The organism is Thioalkalivibrio sp. ALMg3, assembly GCF_000381225.1.
Classification (GTDB): domain Bacteria; phylum Pseudomonadota; class Gammaproteobacteria; order Ectothiorhodospirales; family Ectothiorhodospiraceae; genus Thioalkalivibrio; species Thioalkalivibrio versutus.
Genome location: NZ_KB906219.1, coordinates 185,747 through 204,976, shown reverse-complemented (window position 1 = coordinate 204,976; position 19,230 = coordinate 185,747). Strand labels below are relative to the sequence as shown.

Annotated in this window: 16 protein-coding genes and 1 tRNA gene; 1 reads left to right on the top strand and 16 read right to left on the bottom strand. The window is 67.2% G+C overall.

The genetic code is table 11. From position 1 onward, the window contains the following. Positions 1–2: 2 nt before the first annotated feature. The 14 genes from F622_RS0100990 to rnr all read right to left on the bottom strand — a co-directional run bounded on the left by F622_RS0100990 (position 3) and on the right by rnr (position 16,249). Positions 3–1,586 (bottom strand): multicopper oxidase family protein, encoded by a 1,584-nt coding sequence (locus tag F622_RS0100990; protein ID WP_019571174.1) that lies wholly within the window; start codon positions 1,584–1,586, stop codon positions 3–5. After that, entirely contained in the window at positions 1,586–4,102 is a 2,517-nt protein-coding gene (locus tag F622_RS0100985) for a heavy metal translocating P-type ATPase (RefSeq protein ID WP_019571173.1), read from the bottom strand. The genes F622_RS0100990 and F622_RS0100985 overlap by 1 nt, the downstream gene beginning before the upstream one ends. 11 nt (positions 4,103–4,113) lie before the next feature. After that, positions 4,114–4,245 carry a hypothetical protein gene (locus F622_RS14235; protein WP_017925682.1) on the bottom strand — a complete coding sequence of 44 codons (132 nt, stop codon included), beginning with the start codon at positions 4,243–4,245 and terminating at the stop codon, positions 4,114–4,116. A gap of 108 nt (positions 4,246–4,353) precedes the next feature. Next, positions 4,354–4,710 (bottom strand): hypothetical protein, encoded by a 357-nt coding sequence (locus tag F622_RS14175; protein ID WP_231365730.1) that lies wholly within the window; start codon positions 4,708–4,710, stop codon positions 4,354–4,356. A gap of 91 nt (positions 4,711–4,801) precedes the next feature. Continuing rightward, positions 4,802–6,274, bottom strand: coding sequence for a cardiolipin synthase (cls, locus tag F622_RS0100970; RefSeq protein WP_018952221.1), 1,473 nt, complete (start codon positions 6,272–6,274; stop codon positions 4,802–4,804). Positions 6,275–6,281: 7 nt separating this feature from the next. Then, the gene (locus tag F622_RS0100965; protein WP_018952220.1) at positions 6,282–7,475 is read right to left on the bottom strand and encodes an O-succinylhomoserine sulfhydrylase; all 1,194 of its coding nucleotides are present in this window, start codon (positions 7,473–7,475) and stop codon (positions 6,282–6,284) included. A gap of 53 nt (positions 7,476–7,528) precedes the next feature. Then, entirely contained in the window at positions 7,529–8,638 is a 1,110-nt protein-coding gene (gene alr, locus F622_RS0100960) for an alanine racemase (RefSeq protein WP_026331519.1), read from the bottom strand. 7 nt (positions 8,639–8,645) lie between these two features. After that, on the bottom strand, positions 8,646–10,004 hold the full coding sequence (gene dnaB, locus F622_RS0100955) for a replicative DNA helicase (RefSeq protein WP_019571171.1): 1,359 nt from the start codon (positions 10,002–10,004) through the stop codon (positions 8,646–8,648). 79 nt (positions 10,005–10,083) lie between these two features. After that, positions 10,084–10,533 carry a 50S ribosomal protein L9 gene (gene rplI, locus F622_RS0100950; protein ID WP_018144047.1) on the bottom strand — a complete coding sequence of 150 codons (450 nt, stop codon included), beginning with the start codon at positions 10,531–10,533 and terminating at the stop codon, positions 10,084–10,086. A 68-nt stretch (positions 10,534–10,601) separates the two neighbouring features. Beyond that, on the bottom strand, positions 10,602–11,537 hold the full coding sequence (locus F622_RS0100945) for a hypothetical protein (RefSeq protein ID WP_018649735.1): 936 nt from the start codon (positions 11,535–11,537) through the stop codon (positions 10,602–10,604). 30 nt (positions 11,538–11,567) lie between these two features. Next, complete coding sequence (rpsR, locus tag F622_RS0100940; RefSeq protein ID WP_018144049.1) at positions 11,568–11,792, bottom strand: 30S ribosomal protein S18; 225 nt, start codon at positions 11,790–11,792, stop codon at positions 11,568–11,570. 42 nt (positions 11,793–11,834) lie between these two features. Then, positions 11,835–12,239, bottom strand: coding sequence for a 30S ribosomal protein S6 (gene rpsF / locus F622_RS0100935; protein ID WP_018168152.1), 405 nt, complete (start codon positions 12,237–12,239; stop codon positions 11,835–11,837). A gap of 172 nt (positions 12,240–12,411) precedes the next feature. Next, positions 12,412–13,188, bottom strand: a complete 777-nt coding sequence (gene rlmB, locus F622_RS0100930) for a 23S rRNA (guanosine(2251)-2'-O)-methyltransferase RlmB (protein WP_019571170.1) — start codon at positions 13,186–13,188, stop codon at positions 12,412–12,414. Between the two features lie 106 nt (positions 13,189–13,294). Continuing rightward, on the bottom strand, positions 13,295–16,249 hold the full coding sequence (gene rnr, locus F622_RS0100925) for a ribonuclease R (RefSeq protein WP_019571169.1): 2,955 nt from the start codon (positions 16,247–16,249) through the stop codon (positions 13,295–13,297). Positions 16,250–16,494: 245 nt separating this feature from the next. Between rnr and F622_RS0100920 the strand changes: the two genes are divergently transcribed. Next, positions 16,495–16,581, top strand: a tRNA-Leu gene (locus F622_RS0100920). A gap of 152 nt (positions 16,582–16,733) precedes the next feature. Here F622_RS0100920 and F622_RS0100915 read toward each other — a convergent pair. Next, positions 16,734–18,035 carry an adenylosuccinate synthase gene (locus F622_RS0100915; protein WP_018144053.1) on the bottom strand — a complete coding sequence of 434 codons (1,302 nt, stop codon included), beginning with the start codon at positions 18,033–18,035 and terminating at the stop codon, positions 16,734–16,736. Further along, entirely contained in the window at positions 18,035–19,219 is a 1,185-nt protein-coding gene (locus tag F622_RS0100910; protein WP_019563359.1) for an ATP phosphoribosyltransferase regulatory subunit, read from the bottom strand. Before F622_RS0100910 ends, F622_RS0100915 begins: the two co-directional genes overlap by 1 nt. Positions 19,220–19,230 lie beyond the last annotated feature (11 nt).

Genomic DNA, 19,230 nt, shown 5'->3' with positions numbered 1-19,230 from the left:
CGTCAGGCCCGGACGCGCACATTCACCATCATGTTGTTGTCCTCGTGCTCCAGATTGTGACAGTGAAACACGTAGAGCTGATCGCCATCGTAGTGATGGGTGAAGTCGATCGCGATGCGCACGGTCTCGCCCGGCCACAGCAGGACCGTGTCCTTCCAGCCCAGGTCCGTGACGGTCAGGCCTTCATCGTTCACGGCCTGCTGGCGCACGAAGTCCGGACCGCCCGAACGTGACAGCACCTGGAACGAGAAGCCATGGATATGCATCGGGTGCGGCATGCTGCGGTCCGCATTGCGGATGGTCCAGACCTCCCGGGTGTTGGCATCCACCTCGATCGGCACCCGGTCAGGAGCGTACGTCTCTCCGTTGATGCGCCACTGCATCGGCGCCATGTCCAGACGGATATCCCGCTGGCCGGCATCCGTCACGTCGATGGGCTCAATCCGCGACAAACGCTCGGGCACCTCGGCGGTGACCGCCTCGCCCTCGCGGACCACGAATTCGAGCAATGCGAGCGGATCGCCATCGTGCATGCCGCCACCCATCATGCGACCCATGCCACCGCCCATGCCACGCCCCATCATTCCGCCGCCCATGCCGCCACCGGCCATCGGGTCGAATTCCAGGCTGTGCAGCTCGACCCGGTCGCCTCCGGCAAACGCGGCGAAGTCGACCAGGACCTCCAGGCGTTCTCCCGGCGACAGGAAGGCCTCCCGGGCCTCCCGGGGCGAGTCCAGCAGGCCCGCGTCCGTGCCAATCACCCGGAACGGGACCGCCTCGCCGTCCACTCGCAGGGCCAGGCGGTAGATCCTGGCGGTCGATCCGTTCAGCAGGCGCAGGCGATGCAGGCGCCGCGCCACTTCATGGGTCGCCGACGGTGTCATGTTCACCAGCACCTCGTCGCCGAGATAGCCCATCATCCGCTGCATCGGGTTCGGCTGGTACACCAGATGGCCGAGCCGGTCGAAGCGCTTGTCCTGCAGTACCAGCGGCAGGTCGGTCGTGCCGAGTTCCAGCCCCAGCGCCTCGTTCAGCGCGTCGTTGTCGTCATCGCTCACCAGCAGGAAGCTCGCCAGCCCCTGGTGGGCCTGGCGCGCGGTCCGGTGATGGGCATGGGTGTGATACCAGTAGGTACCGCCACGGTTGGTCACTTTAAACCGGTATTCGTACTGCTCACCGGGGTCGACCGTCTGCATCGGATGCCCGTCCACCCGGCCCGGAACATGCAGGCCATGCCAGTGGATGATCGTGCCCTCGTCGAGCTGATTGTCCAGGGTCACGTCCAGTTCATCGCCGGTGCGCAACAAGAGGATCGGATTCTGGTATTCATGGCCGTTCATCTGCGTCCGGTACCAGAGGAACGGGGTCTCCTCGCGCCCCGGCACCGGCAACCACCCCTGCTCCGCGACCAGAGTGAACGGCTCGTTGGGTGCGAGCACCGCAAACGGGCCGTCCGCGCCGGGCAGAAACAGGGCATTGTCGAACCGGGGGGCAGACACCGCGTGGTTGAACAGGCTCCAGCCGCCGAATGTGGTGATCACGGGAAGTGCCACGGCCAGCCCCAGAAACTGACGTCGTTTCATCATTACTTTTCTCCAGTACGGGATGCCGGCATGCTCCGGCGCAGCAGAATGGAATTGCCGATCACCGAGAGCGAGCTGGCGGTCATCGCGACCACACCGATCATCGGGTGCAGCAGCCCGGCCGCGGCGATCGGGATCGCGGCGCTGTTGTAGCCCCAGGCCCAGAACAGGTTCTGCACGATCTTGCGGAACGTCAGCCGCGACAGCTGGACGGCCTCGACGACCTTGGTCAGCTCCCCGCGCACCAGGGTCACGTCCGCGGCCTCGATCGCGACGTCGGCGCCGGCCCCGATCGCGATCCCGACATTCGCCTGCTGCAGGGCCGGGGCGTCGTTGATGCCGTCGCCGACCATCGCCACGTGCTCGCCGTACTCCTTTTGCAACTCGCGGATGGCCTCGACCTTGCCCTCCGGCAGCACCCCGGCACGAACCTCGTCGATCCCCACCTGGGCGGCCACCGCATTCGCGGTGCGCTCGTTGTCGCCGGTGACCATCACGCAGCGGATACCGAGGTCATGCAGTTGTTCGATCGCGGCCTGCGACTCTTCCTTGAGCGTGTCGGCGACCGCGACAATGCCGGCCGCCTGGTCGCCAATGGCCACCAGCATCGCGGTCTTGCCGGCATCCTCCAGTTCCCGCAACGAACCCAGTAGAGACGACGGGTCCAGCCCCTGCTCCTCCAGCAGGCGCTGGCTGCCCACCAGCACCCGCTCGCCGTCCAGGTGGGCCTCCACTCCACGAGCGGTATGCGACTGGAACTGCTCGACCTCGGCGACCTCCAGCTCCCTGTCGCGCGCCCCTTGCACAATGGCATCGGCCAGTGGGTGTGCGGAACCGGCCTCGACGGCCGCCGCCGCCCGCAGCACTCGGGACTCGTCGAAGCCCTCGGCCGGGATGACATCGGTCAGCGCCGGCTTCCCCCGCGTGATAGTGCCGGTCTTGTCGAGCACGATCACCGCAATGTCCTTGAGCGTCTGGATCGCGGAGCCCGAGCGGATCAGCACGCCGCGCTCGGCCCCCATGCCGGAGCCGACCATCAGCGCAGTGGGCGTGGCCAGCCCCAGCGCACAGGGGCAGGCAATGACCAGAACGGCGATCGCCGCCAGGATCGCCAGCACCAGCGGCGGACGTTCGGAATCGACCCAGGGCAGAAAGCCCTCGCCCCAGATCAGGATCGGCTGCAACGCCCCGGAGAACGCCAGCCAGGCCGCGAAAGCGGCCAGCGCGATGACCAGTACGGCCGGCACGAAGCGTGCGGTGATGCGATCCGCCAGTTCCTGCACCGGCACGCGCGAGCCCTGCGCCTCGTTGACCAGGCGGATCACCTGCGACAGGAAGGTATCGGCCCCGACGCGGGTGGCGCGCACCTTCAGCCGGCCCTGCTGGTTCAGGGTGGCGCCAAGCACGGTGTCGCCCTCGCCCTTGTCCACCGGGACCGACTCGCCGGTGGCAATGGACTCGTCCACGGTGCTCTCGCCGGCCACCACCTCGCCATCGGTCGGCACCTTCTCGCCCGGGCGCACGATCATCACGTCGCCCACCTGGAGCGACTTGACCGACACCTCGACCTCCTCGCCATCACGCTCGACCCGGGCGGTCTTCGCACCCAGATCCAGCAGCTTGCGGATCGCCGAAGACGCCTCGCCCTTCGCGCGGTACTCCAGATAGCGCCCAAGCATGTGGAAGGCCATGATGGTCGCGGCCATCTCGATGAACGAGGTCATCGGATAGACGAAACCAACCAGCCCGATCAGGTAGGGCGGCAGCGAGCCCATGGAGATCAGCACGTCCATGTTCAGATTGCCGCTTTTCAGCGAACGCCAGGCGGAGCGATGCGTGGCCGCGCCCCCCGCCAGGAACACCACCGGGAAGGCCAGCAACGCAATGATCAGCAGATAGCCGGGGATCGGCTGCCAGAACATGTGCGGCATCATCAGGACCATGATCGCGATGGTCGGCACCATCGCGAACCACAGACGGTTCCAGGCCTGCTTCACGTAGGCGGCGTCGATCGCCGCGTCGTCCGCCTCGCTGGCGGCGTCGTCGGTCTCCACCGCCGCCACGTCGTAGCCGGCCCCCTCCACAGCCGCGCGCAGGGCCTCGCCATCGGGCCCGTCCGGCGTCACCTCCACCGTCACCCGGTGGTCCGAGATGTTGGTGCGTATGGATTCGATCCCGGCGAGCTTCTCGATCGCCGCGCGCACGATGCCGGCGCAGTGATCCGAGCCCATGCCCGGCACCACCAGCCGCACCGAACCGGATCCCCCGGCCCCGCCCTCGACCTGCGCGACGTCGTAGCCGGCGCCTTCCACCGCGGCGCGCAGCCCCTGCGGGTCGACCTGGTCGGGGTCATACCCCACCGTCACCCGGTGCCGGGCGATATTGGTCCCCACCGAGGTCACCCCCGGGGTCTTTTCCAGCGCCGCGCGCACGATGCCCCCGCAGTGGTCCGACCCCATGCCGGGGACGATGACCACCGCCTCGCGGGCGGTCGCCGGCTTCGTTTCTGACGTCGTCATCGCGTGACTCCTTACCGGCCACCGAACAAATACTTGATCAACGCGGCGATCGCGAGGATCAGCAGTACCAGGACCAGAAGCCCGATCAGGCCTCCGCCCAGACCCATACCGCCCAGCCAGCCAAAACCTTGTTCATTCATCATGATGGAGTCCTCCCAAGGACTTAAATTCAACGGCGATACGCGGTTTCGCGTATCGAGGGGGCGATCCGCAATCGCCCGGGGCCGGGCGGACGCCCGGCCAGGGAGGACTCAGAGAGGGGGACGCAGATCCGGGCCCGAACGGGCGCCGGGACCCATGGCCACGGCCCCCGGAACGGGGCGGGACAGCGATGCTGTGACCGGCTTGGTCACGGAGGAAGGCAAGGCGGAGACCCCACAGATACCGCAAACCGCGCACGGCATCTCGCAGCCCGAGAAGTCCGCCTGAACCGCGGGGTCCAAAGGCAGGGGGTCCGAGGGCGAGGTGGCGCCTTGATCCGGACAGTGGCCCGGCGTGGCGATTGCCGCCCCGTGATCCCCATGCATCATGCCCGCACCGGCGATCGGCGCCAGCAACAGCGCGGCGGCAATCAGCAGAGTCAGCAGATGGGACAGGGCTCGCGACACGGGCAGGCCTCGAAAGAGCATTCTTTTTACAAGTCTAGCAGCGTCGCGGACCGTTCACATGAGATAGATCAAGCAGGGAAGCACAAGAACATTACAGCACCGGCGCCAGCAGGTAGGCGGCACGCGCGGCCACGCGGCGCCAGAGCGGAAGATCGTTCACGTCCTGCGGAGTCATCTCGCGGGAACGGGCAAAGTCGGCCTCGAACATGCGCGCCGTCTCGCGCGCGAAGGCCGGGTCCAGCACCAGTGCCGTGACCTCGAAGTTCAGCCGGAAGGAACGGTTGTCCAGGTTCACGGTACCCACGGCCGCGCCCATGTCGTCCACCACGAACGCCTTGCCGTGCAGGAAGCCTTCCTCGTAACGATAGATGCGCACGCCGGCGTCCAGCAGCGGCCCCAGGAAGGCGTAGGCCGCATGCGTGGTCAGCGGGTTGTCGGTGACCTCGGGAATCAGCACGCGCACGTCGACGCCGCTCAAGGCGGCCAGCTTGAGCATGCCCTGCACGCCCTCGTCGGGCACGAAGTACGGGCTGGCGATCCAGATGCGCCGGTCCGCCGCGTGGATCGCCTGCTGCATCATCAGGCTGGCGGTCTCGAATTCGTCGGCCGGACCGGAGGGCAGGATCAGCACCGGCACCCCGTCCTCCGCCATGGTCGCCGGCTTCCATTCCAGCTCCGGGACCGCCTCGGTGGCCCAGTGCCAGTCCTCCAGGAACACCGACTGCAACGCGAGGGCGGACGGCCCCGCAATGCGCAGGTGGGTGTCGCGCCAGGCACCGATTGCCGGATCGCGGCCCAGGTACTCGTCGCCCACGTTCAGCCCGCCGACCCACGCCTGTTCGCCATCGGCGACCACGATCTTGCGATGATTACGGAAGTTCAGCTGGAAGCGATTGCCGCGTCCGCGGGTGGAGTGAAAGTGCTGCACATGGACGCCCGCCTCACGCAGGGTGTCCAGGTAGCTCCCGGGCAGGCGGTAGCTCCCGATCTCGTCATACAGGAAATAGACCTCGATACCGGCCTCGGCACGCTCCACCAGCCGGCGCTGGAGTTCGCGCCCGATCGCGTCGTCACGCACGATATAGAACTGCACCAGCAGGTAGCGTTCGGCCTGCTCGATGCCGCGAAAGATGCTGTCGAAGGTCGCCTCGCCGTCCACCAGCAGCTCGACCTCGTTGCCGTGGAGAAACGGCCAGCGGGCGAGCTGCTGTACGCCATCCAGGTGCTTGCTCGGTTCCTGCGCGACGTACTGGTGCGACCACAGCTCCTCGGTCTTCGGCTGCAGCGCGCGGGCCAGGCTGGAGTCCTCGTCGCGGCGCGCCACGACATAGCCGCGAAACTCGCTGGCGCCGAACACCCAATAGGCCGGGACAGCCACATACGGCACGGTGTTGAGTGAAACGATCCAGGCCACCGCGCCCTGCGATGTGCGGGTGGACATCAGCGCATCCAGCGAGGACAGGAAGCCCAGCAGGTGGAACGCAATGACCACAGTCAGCAGGACGCGCCAGCGCGGGCGCCGCCGGCGCGGCTGCGAACGGGCCTCCCCGCTGGAAGCCGACATACCCGTCTCAGCCCAGGGCGTCGAGGCCGCGCGCCAGATCGCGCTGGATATCGGCGACGGCCTCGAGCCCGACCGCGACCCGCACCAGGGCCTCGGTAATGCCCTGGGCCTCGCGCTTCTCCGGGTCCACGCGACCGTGGGTGGTGGTGGCCGGATGGGTAATGGTGGTCTTGGCATCCCCCAGGTTCGCGGTGATCGACAGGAACTGCGTGGCGTCGATCACCGACCAGGCGGCGTCGCGTCCGCCGGCGACCTCGAAACTCAGCACCCCGCCGAAGCCACTTTGTTGCTGCTTCGCGATCGCGTGCTGCGGGTGATCTTCGAGGCCGGGGTAATGCACGGCCGTGACCGCGGGGTGGGATTGGAGCCACTGCGCCAGATTGAGCGCGTTATCGCTATGCGCGCGCATGCGCAGGGGCAGCGTCTCCAGCCCCTTCAGGAACACCCAGGCGTTGAACGGCGACAACGTCGGACCCGCGGTGCGCAGGAAGCCGTAGACCTCCTTGCCCACCCGCTCGGCGTCGCCCACCACGGCACCGCCGAGGCAGCGGCCCTGGCCGTCAAGGAACTTGGTCGCCGAGTGGATAATGATATCGGCGCCCAGATCCAGCGGGCGCTGCAGGATCGGCGTGCAGAAGCAGTTGTCCACCGCGAGTAGCACGTCGTGGCGATGGGCGATGTCGGCCAGCGCACGGATGTCCACCACCTCGCCCAGCGGGTTCGATGGCGTCTCGCAGAAGTACAGCCGCGTGTTCGACTGCGTCGCCTGTTCCCAGGCCTCGAGGTTCGACAGCTCGACGTAGGTCACCTCGACGCCGAAACGCGCCAGGTAGTTGTTGAACAGCACGGTGGTGGTCCCGAACACCGAGCGCGAACAGACCACGTGATCGCCCGCCTTCAGCAGGCCCATCATGGTCGCCAGGATCGCGGACATCCCGGAGGCGGTCGCCACGCAGGCCTCGCCGCCTTCCAGCGCGGCCAGGCGGTCCTGGAACGTGCGCACGGTGGGGTTGGTGAAGCGCGAATAGATATTGCCCGGGACCTCGCCACCGAAGCGCGCGGCGGCCTCCGCGGCCGAGCCGAACACGAAGCTCGAGGTCGGGAAGATCGCCTCGGAGTGCTCGCCCTCGGGCGTGCGCTGGTAGCCATAGCGGATGGCGACGGTCTGCGGGTCGTATTCGCTGGGATCGAAATCGGTCATTGGGGTCTCTCGGGCCACGGATTGCTGACCGGACAGTGTACCCGGCGTTTTCGTCAGTTTCCGGGCTGCAGCCGGTCCGCCACGCGCGTGAGCACGTCGTAGCTGATGGTGCCCGCCGCGCGGGCGACCCGCTCCACCGGCAGGCCCTCGCCCCACAACGTCGCCATGGCACCGACCTGCACCTCCGGCAACCCGGACAGGTCCACCGCCAGCATGTCCATGGAGACACGCCCGATCAACGGGCAGAGCCGGTCCTGCACAAGGATCGGCGTGCCCGACGGGGCATGCCGCGGGTAGCCATCGGCATATCCCATTGCCACGATCCCGGCACGGCCCGGAGCGGCGGCGGTCCAGGTCGCGCCATAGCCCACCGTACTGCCAGGCTCGAGAGGCTGGGTGGCGATGACCGGGGCGCGCACGGTCATCGCCGGGCGCAGATCGCCGTCCGGGCCCTCCGGGAGATGCTCGACGGGGACCGAGGCCGGATGCGCGCCGTAGAGCATGATGCCGGGGCGTGCCCAGTAATCGCCGGGCGCCGCCGACGCCCCGCCCTTGCCCCAGCCGGCGAACAGGGCCGCCGAATTGGCCACGCTACGGAGCCCCGGGAAAGCGGAAACCGTCGCGCCGAATTGTTCCAGCTGGCGGGCATTCTGCGGATGCCCGGGCTCGTCGGCGCACGCCAGGTGCGTCATCCAGTGCAGGCCACCGCACCCGTGTCCGGCGGCCTGCAAACGCGTGGCGACGCGCTTTGCCACCTGCGGTGCGAACCCCAGGCGATTCATGCCGGTGTTGAGTTTGACCCAGACCACGGGAAGCACCACGCCAGCGGCGTCGAGATGGTCAAGCTGCGTCGCGTCGTGCAGCACGGGCTGCAGGTCGAACTCGGTACAGGCACGCGCCTCGGAGACGTCGCGCGGCCCCTGCAACACGAGGAGTGGGCCGCCGAAGCCGGCAGCGCGCAAGGCGCGGGCCTCGCCGATCTGAGAGACCGCCAAACCATCGCTCGTCTGCGCAAGGGCCTCGGCCGCCCACAGCAGACCATGGCCGTAGCCCTCGGCCTTGATGACCGACCACATCGGAACGCCCGGCGCCAAGCGGCGCGCCACACCCAGGTTGTGTCGGAGCGCCTCGGGATGAAGGTGGATGCAGGCCGCGCGTCTCACGTCGTGCCTAGTGGCCGATCTCGCCGTAAACGTCGGGGGCGTAGTTCTCGAAGCGGGTGAACTGCCCGTGGAAGGTCAGGCGCACGGTCCCGATGGGGCCATTACGCTGCTTGGCGATAATGATCTCCGCCGTGCCCTTGTCGGGCGACTCTTCGTTGTAGACCTCGTCGCGATAAACGAAGGCGATGATGTCCGCATCCTGTTCAATGGCCCCGGACTCGCGCAGGTCGGACATCACCGGGCGCTTGTTCGGACGCTGTTCCAGCGAACGGTTGAGCTGCGACAACGCGATCATCGGCACACTCAGCTCCTTCGCCAGGGCCTTCAAGCCACGCGAGATATCCGAGATCTCGTTGGCGCGATTCTCGCTGCTGCCGGGGGATTGCATCAGCTGCAGGTAGTCGACCACGATCAGGCCCAGGCCCTTGTGTTCGCGCATCAACCGCCGGGTCCGTGCTCGCAGCTCGGTGGGCGAGAGCGCCGGGGTATCGTCGATGTACAGCGGGGCCTCGGACAGCATCTGCACCGCGCTGGTCAGGCGCGGCCAGTCGCCATCCTCCAAGCGTCCGGACCGCAGCTTCTGCTGGTTAATCCGCCCCATCGAGGACAGCAGGCGAATGGCCAGCTGCTCACCCGGCATCTCCATGGAGAAAATCGCGACCGGCTCGGAGTTCTTCATCGCCACATACTCGGCAATGTTCATCGCGAACGAGGTCTTCCCCATCGAAGGCCGCCCGGCCACGATCACCAGATCGCCCGGATTCAGCCCCGAGGTCAGCGCATCCAGATCCTGGTAACCGGTGGCAATCCCGGTGATCGGATTCTGGCTTTCGTAGAGATACTCGATCTGGTCCACCGCCGCCGTCAGCAGTGGCTTCATCCCGCGAAAGCCCTGAGCCCCGCGCGCACCCTGCTCGGCGATGCGGAAGACCTTCTGCTCCGCCACGTCCAGCAGTTCCTTGGAACCGCGGCCGTCCGGGGTATAGGCGGAATCGGCGATCTCGGTACCTACCGAGATCAGCGAACGCAGGATAGAGCGCTCGCGGACGATATCCGCATAGGCCACGATGTTGGCGGCACTCGGCGTCTCGGCGGCCAGCCGTCCGAGATAGGCCATGCCCCCGGCCGATTCCAGCTCGGTCGTGCGATCCAGCTGCTCCGACACGGTGACCATGTCGAACGGGGCATTACGATCCGCCAACGCGGACACCGCCCGGAAGATCAGGCGGTGATCATGGCGGTAGAAGTCGTCTGCAGTGATGCGGTCCGCCACCCGGTCCCAGGCAGCGTTATCCAGCATCAACCCTCCGAGGACCGCCTGCTCGGCCTCCTCGGAATGCGGGGGGACCCGCGGATTCGGGATCATGGGCGAGTTCATGCGACGAACCCGCCCATGTGCCGGGTATCAGCGACCCGGTGGGGCCACCCTCCCGACATCCGGCGGATCACTCTTCGCCGATCACGACGACGCGGATGTCGACGTCCACGTCCGAGTGCAGGTGCAGGCCGATTTCGAATTCACCGGTGGTGCGCAGCGGACCTTCCGGCATGCGCACTTCGCGCTTTTCGACTTCGGTACCCTTGGCGGTCAGCGCGTCGGCGATGTCCGCCGGGCCGATGGAGCCGAACAGCTTGCCTTCGCCACCGGACTTCGCGGTGATCTCGAGCACGGTTGCGTCCAGCTTTTCCTTGCGGGCCTCGGCCGCAGCCAGGGCCTCGGCCGCCGCCTTTTCCAGTTCGGCGCGACGCGCCTCGAATTCGGCGATGTTCTCGGCGGTGGCAAACTTGGCCTTGCCCTGCGGCAGCAGGAAGTTGCGCGCAAATCCCGGACGCACGTTGACGCGGTCGCCCAGGGTGCCCAGGTTATCGATCTTTTCCAGCAGAATGACTTCCATCTTTGGTATTCCTGTAACGTTTGATCAGCCCCCGAAGGGGCGCATTCTACACCGGTCTCGGACCGGTCTCACGGATTGTTGTCACTGTCCTGCCCGCCCTGCGCGGAACCGGGGCCCAGTCGCGAGCGGATATCCGCCCAGGCGTCGATCACCCCGATGGTGGCCAGCAGCAGAAACATCTGCGGCATGGCCAGGGCCAGAAGCACGTACATCCCCACCAGCCAGAAGCTGCTCATCCCCTGCCGGAAGGTCAGCGCGTGCATCAGCGCGATCCCCTGCAGGAAGAACAGCACCGCCAGGATGAACGCCAACTCCGTGGCCACCGGGACCGGGCCCAGATGCCCGATACCGGCCAGCAACAGCGTGACGGCACTCAGCATCCGCCCGAACTGCAGCCCCCGGAACTCCTCGCCGAACGCCCCCGGGTTGTACAGCAGTGCCTGCCAGTAGCGACCCAGCAGCACGGCCAGCGTCAGGCTCAGCAGCAGGATCCCGGCCAAGAGCCCGGTCAGGTACGGCGCCGCGCGGCGCAGCCCCGCCTCCAACTCCTGTGGCCCGGTCTCGCTGCCCTCGACCAGAGGCCCCAGCAGGGCCATGCCCGCCTCGGCCCAGGTGGACTCCAGATCCGGCACCAGCAGGTGCACGGCCAGCACGCCGATCCCGGCGACCGCGGCGGCGACCTGCAGCGTCATGCGCCACGAGATCGTGCGCCGCAGCAGCTCGGCGAGCAGCGCCACTGGCGCCCACTGCACCACCCCGGCAACCACCCCCGCGAACAGCGGGGCCTCCGGGATCAGGACAAACATCGCCACCCCGAGCACCACTGCGGAAAGCACCATCACCAGGAGTGCCTGGCGCAGGCCGATGCGCAGCCCCACGAGGGCGATCAGCGCACTGCTGAGTAGCGCCACCGGAGGCAGGAACAGGCCCGCCACGCCAAAGCCGGAAACCGCGCCTACGGCGCGGCTCCGGCTTTTCATCGCAAATTCGGCCAGTACGCGCATGGCGACGGCCCCGGCGAACCGGTGCGGGACTTAGTGGTTATCGCTGTACGGCAGCAGGGCCAGGAAGCGCGCACGCTTCACCGCCGTGGCCAGCTGGCGCTGATACTTCGCGCTGGTGCCGGTGACACGGCTGGGTACGATCTTGCCGGTCTCGGTCACAAACCCCTTCAACAGATTCAGGTCCTTGTAATCGATGTACTCGATGCCTTCGGCGGTGAACTTGCAATACTTGCGGCGACGCGGAAAACGGGCCATGTCAGATCTCCTTCAATGATTCGGTCAACGAACGGGCGGGATTTACTCGGCGGAAGCCGAGTCGTCGGAGGCGCCTTCGCCACCCTCGTCGTCACGCTCGCGGCGACGGCCCTTGCCACTCTCCTCTTCCTGGCCCTTGGCCAGCGGGGAGATCTCGGTCACGGCCTCTTCCATGCGCATTGCCAGGTGGCGCAGCACGGCATCGTTGAACCGGAAGGCACTGGCGAGCTCTTCCATCGCCTCTTCCGAGGCCTCGATGTTCATGAGCACGTAGTGGGCCTTCACCAGCTTCTGGATCGGGTAGGCCAGCTGACGGCGGCCCCAGTCTTCCAGGCGGTGGATCTTGCCTTCATGACCTTCGACCAGACCCTTGTAGCGCTCGATCATCGCCGGGACCTGCTCGCTCTGGTCCGGGTGGACCAGGAATACAACTTCGTAATGACGCATCGGGAACTCCTTGCGGGTATCAGCCTCCCGTCAAATGCGGTGAGGCAAGGGTTCGACCCAGCGGACGCAGCCGCAGGGCAGAAAGGCGCGACACGATAACCGAAGCGGGCGCCAACAACAAGCAGGGAGCCGGCGAAACAGGGGTTTGCACCGCCCATGGGAAGGCTACCAGCTACGCAGAACCAGCCGGCGGACCTTCGCGGCGCTGACGGACCGCCTCGAACATGGTGACGCCGGTGGCGACGGAGACGTTGAGGCTTTCCACCGCGCCCTGCATCGGCAGGGCCGCGAGGTGGTCACAGGCCTCCCGGGTCAGACGCCGCAGGCCCTCGCCCTCGGCCCCCATGACGATCGCGGTCGGCGGGCGCAGGTCCAGGTCATAGAGGCTCTCACCCCCCTCCCCGGCCAGGCCTACGGTCCACATCCCGGCATCCTTCAGGGCTGCCAGCGTCCGCGCGAGATTGCCGACCGTCACCACCGGCACGGTCTCGGCGGCCCCGGACGCCACCTTGATGGCGGCGGGGGTCAATGCGGCGCTGTGATGGCGCGGCATGACCACCGCCCCGGCCCCGGCCGCATCCGCGGTCCGCAGGCAGGCCCCGAGATTGTGCGGGTCGGTCACCCCGTCGAGCACCAGCAGCAGATCCAGGCCATCGCGCACCCGGGTGATCAGGGCCTTTTCGTCCAGCAGCGGACGCGGCGTGCAGTGCACGACCACACCCTGGTTCTGGAACCCCGGAAGCTGCTGATCGAGCCGCTCGCGGCCTACCCGCTCGATCGAGATGCCCCGTGACTGCGCCAGCGCTCGCAGGCGCTCCAGGGCGGGTTCGATGGGGTCGGTCGCCAGCTGCAACCGCTTGACCCGCTCCGGGGCCCGCTGCAACACGGCGGCCACTGCGTGGATGCCACCAAAAGTCTCGGCGCGGCTACCCTTGCCCCCCTTGCTCATCGCGGACCTCCGGCACGGCGATCCCGCCACGGGTCAACGCCCCGGCGGACACCGCCTGAGCGGCCCCCGAGCAAGCGGGGAAACAGACGCGGGTTCACCCGGCGCCTCAGGACGAGGACGGACGTCGACGACGGCTGCGGCCACGTCCGGACCCAGAGGATTCCTTGGCCTTGGCCTTGTCCTTGGCCGGGCGATCCGCACTCGGCTCGACAATGGTATTTCCGTCCTTGTCGGCCTCGGGGCGCGGCGGCGGAACCGCCTCGTTGCCCGGTTCCGGGGCATCGCTGTTGCCTTCATCCGGCGCGTTCCGCGGGCGGCGTGCGTTGCCCCGGCCACGTCCGCTGCCCCGACTACGTTCATTGCCTGGGCTTGCTTCATTGCCCGGGCTTGCTTCATTCCCTGGGCTTGCTTCATTGCCCGGGCTTGCTTCATTCCCTGGGCTTGCTTCATTCCCTGGGCTTGCTTCATCCCTCGGGCTCGCTTCATTCCCTGGGCTCGGCTCTTTCCCCGAGCTCGGTTCTTTCGCCGGGCTCGCCTCATTCCCCGGGCTCGCCTCATTCCCTGGGCTCGCCTCATTCCCTGGGCTCGGCTCTTTCTCCGAGCTCGGTTCTTTCGCCGGGCTCGGCTCGGCAGCAGGGCTCGTGTCGCCACCGGCGGCCCCACGGCGGCGGCCACCACGACGGCGGCGCTTCTTCTTCGGCGCCGGGGCATCATCGTCGGCCGCGGGCGCCTCCGGCCCGGCTGCTGTGGGTTTTGCCTCAGGCTCGGGCGCTGCTGCGGTTGGTTCGGCGGCGGCCTCGACCGGCGCCGCATCGGCATCCTTGCGGCGCTTGCTACGACGGCTGCGCTTTTTCGGCGGCGGAGCGGCGGGACTCGGCTGGCCCGCTTCCTGGGCCAGGGCCAGATCGATCTTGCGATCATCCAGGCTCACCCGGGCCACCTGCACCTGGAGCTCGTCGCCGATACGGAACACCCGGCCACCGCGTTCGCCGGTCAGGCTGTGGCGTGCCGGGTCAAAGTGGTAGAAGTCGTTGTCGAGGCTGGTCACGTGCACCAGACCCTCGATGTAGACGTCCTTGATCTCCACGAACAGACCGAACCCGGTGACTCCGGAGACCACGCCGGGGAAGGTCTCGCCGACCTTGTCCTGCATGTACTCGGCCTTCAGCCAGGCCACCGCGTCGCGGGTCGCGTCGTCGGCGCGTCGCTCGGCCATCGAGCAATGCTCACCCAACTGCTCCATGTCGCCATGCGAGTACGGAAAGGCCTTGCCACTGCCCTTGCGCAGCACATGGCGAATACCGCGATGCACCAGCAGGTCCGGATAGCGGCGGATCGGCGAGGTGAAGTGCGCGTAGTCGTCCAGCGCCAGACCAAAGTGGCCATCGAGCTCCGGGGCATACACCGCCTGGCTCAGCGAACGCAGCAGCACGGTCTGGATCAGCTGCTGGTCGGTGCGCTGGCGCGCTGCCTTCAGGACTTCGGTGTAGTCGGCGGGGCTCGGCTCGTCACCACCGCCCAGGCTCAGACCCGCGCCATTGAGGAAGTCGCGCAGGTCATCGATCTTGTCCGACGGCGGCTGATCATGGATGCGGTACAGCGCCGGCACCTTGTGCTTCTTGAGGAAGCGCGCGGCGGCCACGTTGGCCATGATCATGCACTCCTCGACCAGGCGATGCGCATCATTGCGCACCGTCGGCACGATCTTCTCGATCTTGCGGTCCTCGCCAAAGACGATCTTGGTCTCGGTGGTGTCGAAATCGATCGCGCCCCGGCGATTGCGCGCCGCGTGCAGGGCCTTGAAGGCCTGGTGCAGGGTCTCCAGGTTCGGCATCACATGCGCGTTCTGCTCACGTTGCGCCGCGTCGCCGTCGAGCATCGCGGCCACGTCCTCGTAGATCAGGCGGGCGTGCGAACGGATCAGTCCCTCGTGGAAGCGATAGCTCTTCAGCGCCCCGCGCGCACCGATCTCCATCTCGCAGATCATGCTCAACCGGTCCACGTTCGGATTCAGCGAGCACAGACCGTTGGACAGGGCCTCCGGCAACATCGGGATCACGTTGTTCGGGAAGTACACCGAGGTGCCGCGCGTGCGCGCCTCGCGATCCAGCGCGGCGTCGCGCTGGACGTAGTGCGACACGTCGGCGATCGCAACCCACAGCCGCCAGCCCTTGCCTTCCGGCTCGCAGTACAGGGCGTCGTCGAAGTCGCGGGCGTCATCGCCATCGATCGTGACGAACGGCTTCTCGCGCAGGTCCAGGCGCTCCTTCTTGTCTGCCTCGGCCACCTCGGCGCCCAGCTCGTCAGCCGCCGCGGTGACCTCGTCCGGCCACTCGTGCGGCAGGGCGTGAGCGCGGATCGCGATGTCGATCTCCATACCTGGCGCCATGTGCTCGCCCAGGACTTCCTGCACGTCCCCACGCAGGCGCGCCGTGCGTGACGCGGATTCACGGATGCGCACGACCACAATCTGGTCGTCCTCCGCCTCGCCCAGGCCGTCCGGCGGCACCAGGATGTCGTGGGTGATGCGCTTGTTGTCCGGGGTCAGGATGCCGACACCGTCCTCGATCTTCAGGCGCCCGACCACCTGGGTGGTGTTGTGCTCCAGGACCTCGACAATCCCGCCCTCGCGGCGGCCGCGACGATCCACGCCCATGACCCGGGCCAGAACCCGGTCGCCATGAAATACCCCGCGCATCTGCTTCGGCGACAGGAACAGGTCGTCATCCTGCTCGTCCGGCACCAGGAAACCAAAACCATCCGGGTGACCGATCACGCGCCCACGGATCAGGTCTTCCTGGTTGACCGGCAGATAGGCACCGCGACGGTTGCAAAGGGCCTGCCCATCGCGCTCCATCGCCTTCAGGCGGCGGCGCAGGGCCTCGAGGCGATCGTCGTCGTCGATCTTCAGACGTTCCGCGATCTCGTCGTAGGACAACGGATTGTCGGCTTCCTGCAGAAGCCCGAGGATGAACTCGCGACTGGGGATGGGGTTGTCGTATTTCTGCGCCTCGCGCTCGAAATTGGGATCGGCGGGGGTCTTGCGACGTTGTCTTGGCATTCAGTGAACTCTGTGGATGTTGCAATGGGCAGCCCCTCGCCGGGAATCCGGCTGGGCGCGCAAAGCGCCCATTATGAGGCATGCGGAATTTTGTTGCGCAGGGGACGCGTTTGCGCGCCCCCTGCCGACCACACCGGAGGGAAACATTCCCGCTCCGGGGCGTTGACAGCCCCCCAGCCGCGCACTATATTGCGCGCTCCTGAAGCGCAGGACACACGGTTTCCTCATTGTGTGTCGTCCCTCGTGCCGAGGTGGCGGAATTGGTAGACGCGCTAGCTTCAGGTGCTAGTGGGGGTAACCCCGTGGAGGTTCAAGTCCTCTCCTCGGCACCATTTTTCAGCTGTATTCGAATCCCTGTTATACGCGAAGCGACACCCGTGAGGGTGGCGTGTTTTCTGCGTGGCGAATCCCGCCTGCTCCACCACTCGGCTCGCCGGAGCCCGCACGGTGGTGCGCGCCCCGGCGTGCCCAGGGAGACAGTCAATCAGCTGTCGAACGGGTCGCGCAACACCAGGGTCTCGTCACGATCGGGCCCCGTGGAGACCATGTCGACCGGCACCCCGACCACCTCGCTCAGGCGCTCCAGATAGGCGCGGGCATTAGCCGGCAACTGGTCATACTCGCGGATCCCGACCGTGGATTCCGTCCACCCCGGCATCTCCTCGTAGATCGGCGTGCAGGCCGCATAGGCCTCGGCGCCGGACGGCGGCGCCTCGCGGGTCTCGCCATCGCAGTTGTAGCCCACGCAGATCTGCACGTTCTCCAGGCCATCCAGCACATCCAGCTTGGTCATGCACAATCCGCTGATGCTGTTCACCTTGACTGCTCGCTTCAGCGCGACGGCATCGAACCAGCCGCAGCGCCGTGCGCGCCCCGTGGTGGAACCGAACTCATTGCCCTGCCGCGCCAGGTGTTCACCCATGTTGTCGAACAGCTCGGTCGGGAACGGTCCGGCGCCCACCCGGGTCGTGTAGGCCTTGGTGATCCCCAGCACGTAGTCGAGGTCGCGCGGCCCCACACCCGACCCGGTGGACGCACCACCCGCGGTGGTATTCGACGAGGTCACGAACGGATAGGTGCCGTGGTCGATGTCCAGCAGCGTGCCCTGGGCCCCCTCGAACATGACGTCCTTGCCCTGCTCGCGCAGCTTGTGCAGGCGGCCCGCCACGTCGGTGACCATCGGCTGCAGGCGCTCGGCGTGCGCCAGGCACTGCTCCAAGACCTCTTGCTGGTCGATGGTCGGGGCCTTGAAGTAATGCTTCAGCGCGAAGTTGTGATAGTCCATCACCTCGCCCAGCTTGGCCGCCAGGCGTTCGCGGTGGAACAGGTCGTCCAGGCGCAGGCCCCGGCGCGCAACCTTGTCCTCGTAGGCAGGACCAATGCCGCGCCCGGTGGTCCCGATCGCGGCCTTGCCACGGGCCTTTTCGCGCGCCAGGTCGAGGGCTACATGGTAGGGGAGGATCAGCTGGCAGGCATCCGACAGGCGCAGACGGTCCGCCACCGGCACACCCTTGGCCTCCAGTTCTTCCATCTCGGTGATCAGAGCCTCGGGCGAGAGCACCACGCCATTACCGATCATGCATTCCACGCCCTCCCGCAGGATGCCCGACGGGATCAGGTGGAGCACGGTCTTCTCGCCATCGATCACCAGGGTATGCCCGGCATTGTGCCCGCCCTGGAAGCGCACGACGGCCGCGGCATCCTCGGTCAGACGATCGACAATCTTGCCCTTGCCCTCGTCACCCCACTGGCTGCCCAGTACGACTACAAAACGTCCCATCGCCATCAATGCTCCACTACTGTCCATTCCCCGGCGCGCTGCTCGAGCCGCGCGCCCCCGGGTACCTCGTTGTCCTGGCCTTCCAGCTCGCGCACTACGCGCACGCCGCGGGCACGGAGATCCGCAATGGCCGCCTCCAGCGCCACATCGCCGGTGGCCGGTGCCAGCACCGTCTGACGAGGCGCCATCGGCGCCCCGGCCTCGCGGCGTACGAAGGCGCGCAAATCGGTGCTGAAACCGGTGGCCGCCCGTGCGCGGCCGAAGACGCGACCGATCTCGTTATAACGGCCACCGCGCGCGATCGCCTGACCGGAGCCGGGCACGAAGGCCGCGAACACCAGACCGGTGTGATAGGCATAGCCGCGCAACTCGGCCAGGTCCAGGTGCAGGTCCAGGCCCGGCTCGCTCGCCTCAAGCCGTGCCACCACTGCCTGCAGGTGATCCAGCGCCACCGCCACCTCGGCGGGTGCACCGGCCAGGGCGCGACGGGCAGCGTCGAGTACCGTGGCATCGCCATTCAGATCCACCAGGGAGCGCAGCCGCGCACAGGCCGCCGGATCCATGCCGCCGGCCTGCCAGGCCGCGAGGGTCTGTTCGATCTCGGGCACGCTCTTGCGCTGGAGTTGATCGAAAAATTCCTGCTCCTGGCTCGCATCCAGACCCGCATCCTGCGCCAGGGCACGATAGATCCCGACGTGGCCGAGATCCATGCTAGGACGCTCCACTCCGCAGGCAGCCAGGGTCGCCAGCATCAAGCGGATAATCTCGAGATCACTATCGATCCCGTCATGACCAAACAGCTCGGCCCCGGCCTGGAGCGGACTGCGTGAACCCGACCATTCATCTGCCCGGGTACGCAGCGCACTGCCCACGTAACAAAGCCGATTCGGGCCCTGGACACGCAGACGGTGAGCATCGATCCGCGCCACTTGCGGGGTCAGGTCGGCGCGCACGCCCATCATGCGGCCAGTGAGCTGATCCGTCAGCTTGAAGGTCTGCAAATCCAGTGCGTGCCCGGCACCAGTCAACAGGGACTCCAGATACTCCGCCAGCGGCGGCATCACCAGGTCATAGCCCCAGGTGTCGAACTGGTCCAGCACGCGCCGGCGGAGGTCCTCCAGACGGCGCGCAGCATCCGGAAGGGCCTCCTCCAGCCCGTCCGGCAGCAACCAGCGGTTGATATCGGTCATCTCGTCCCTGC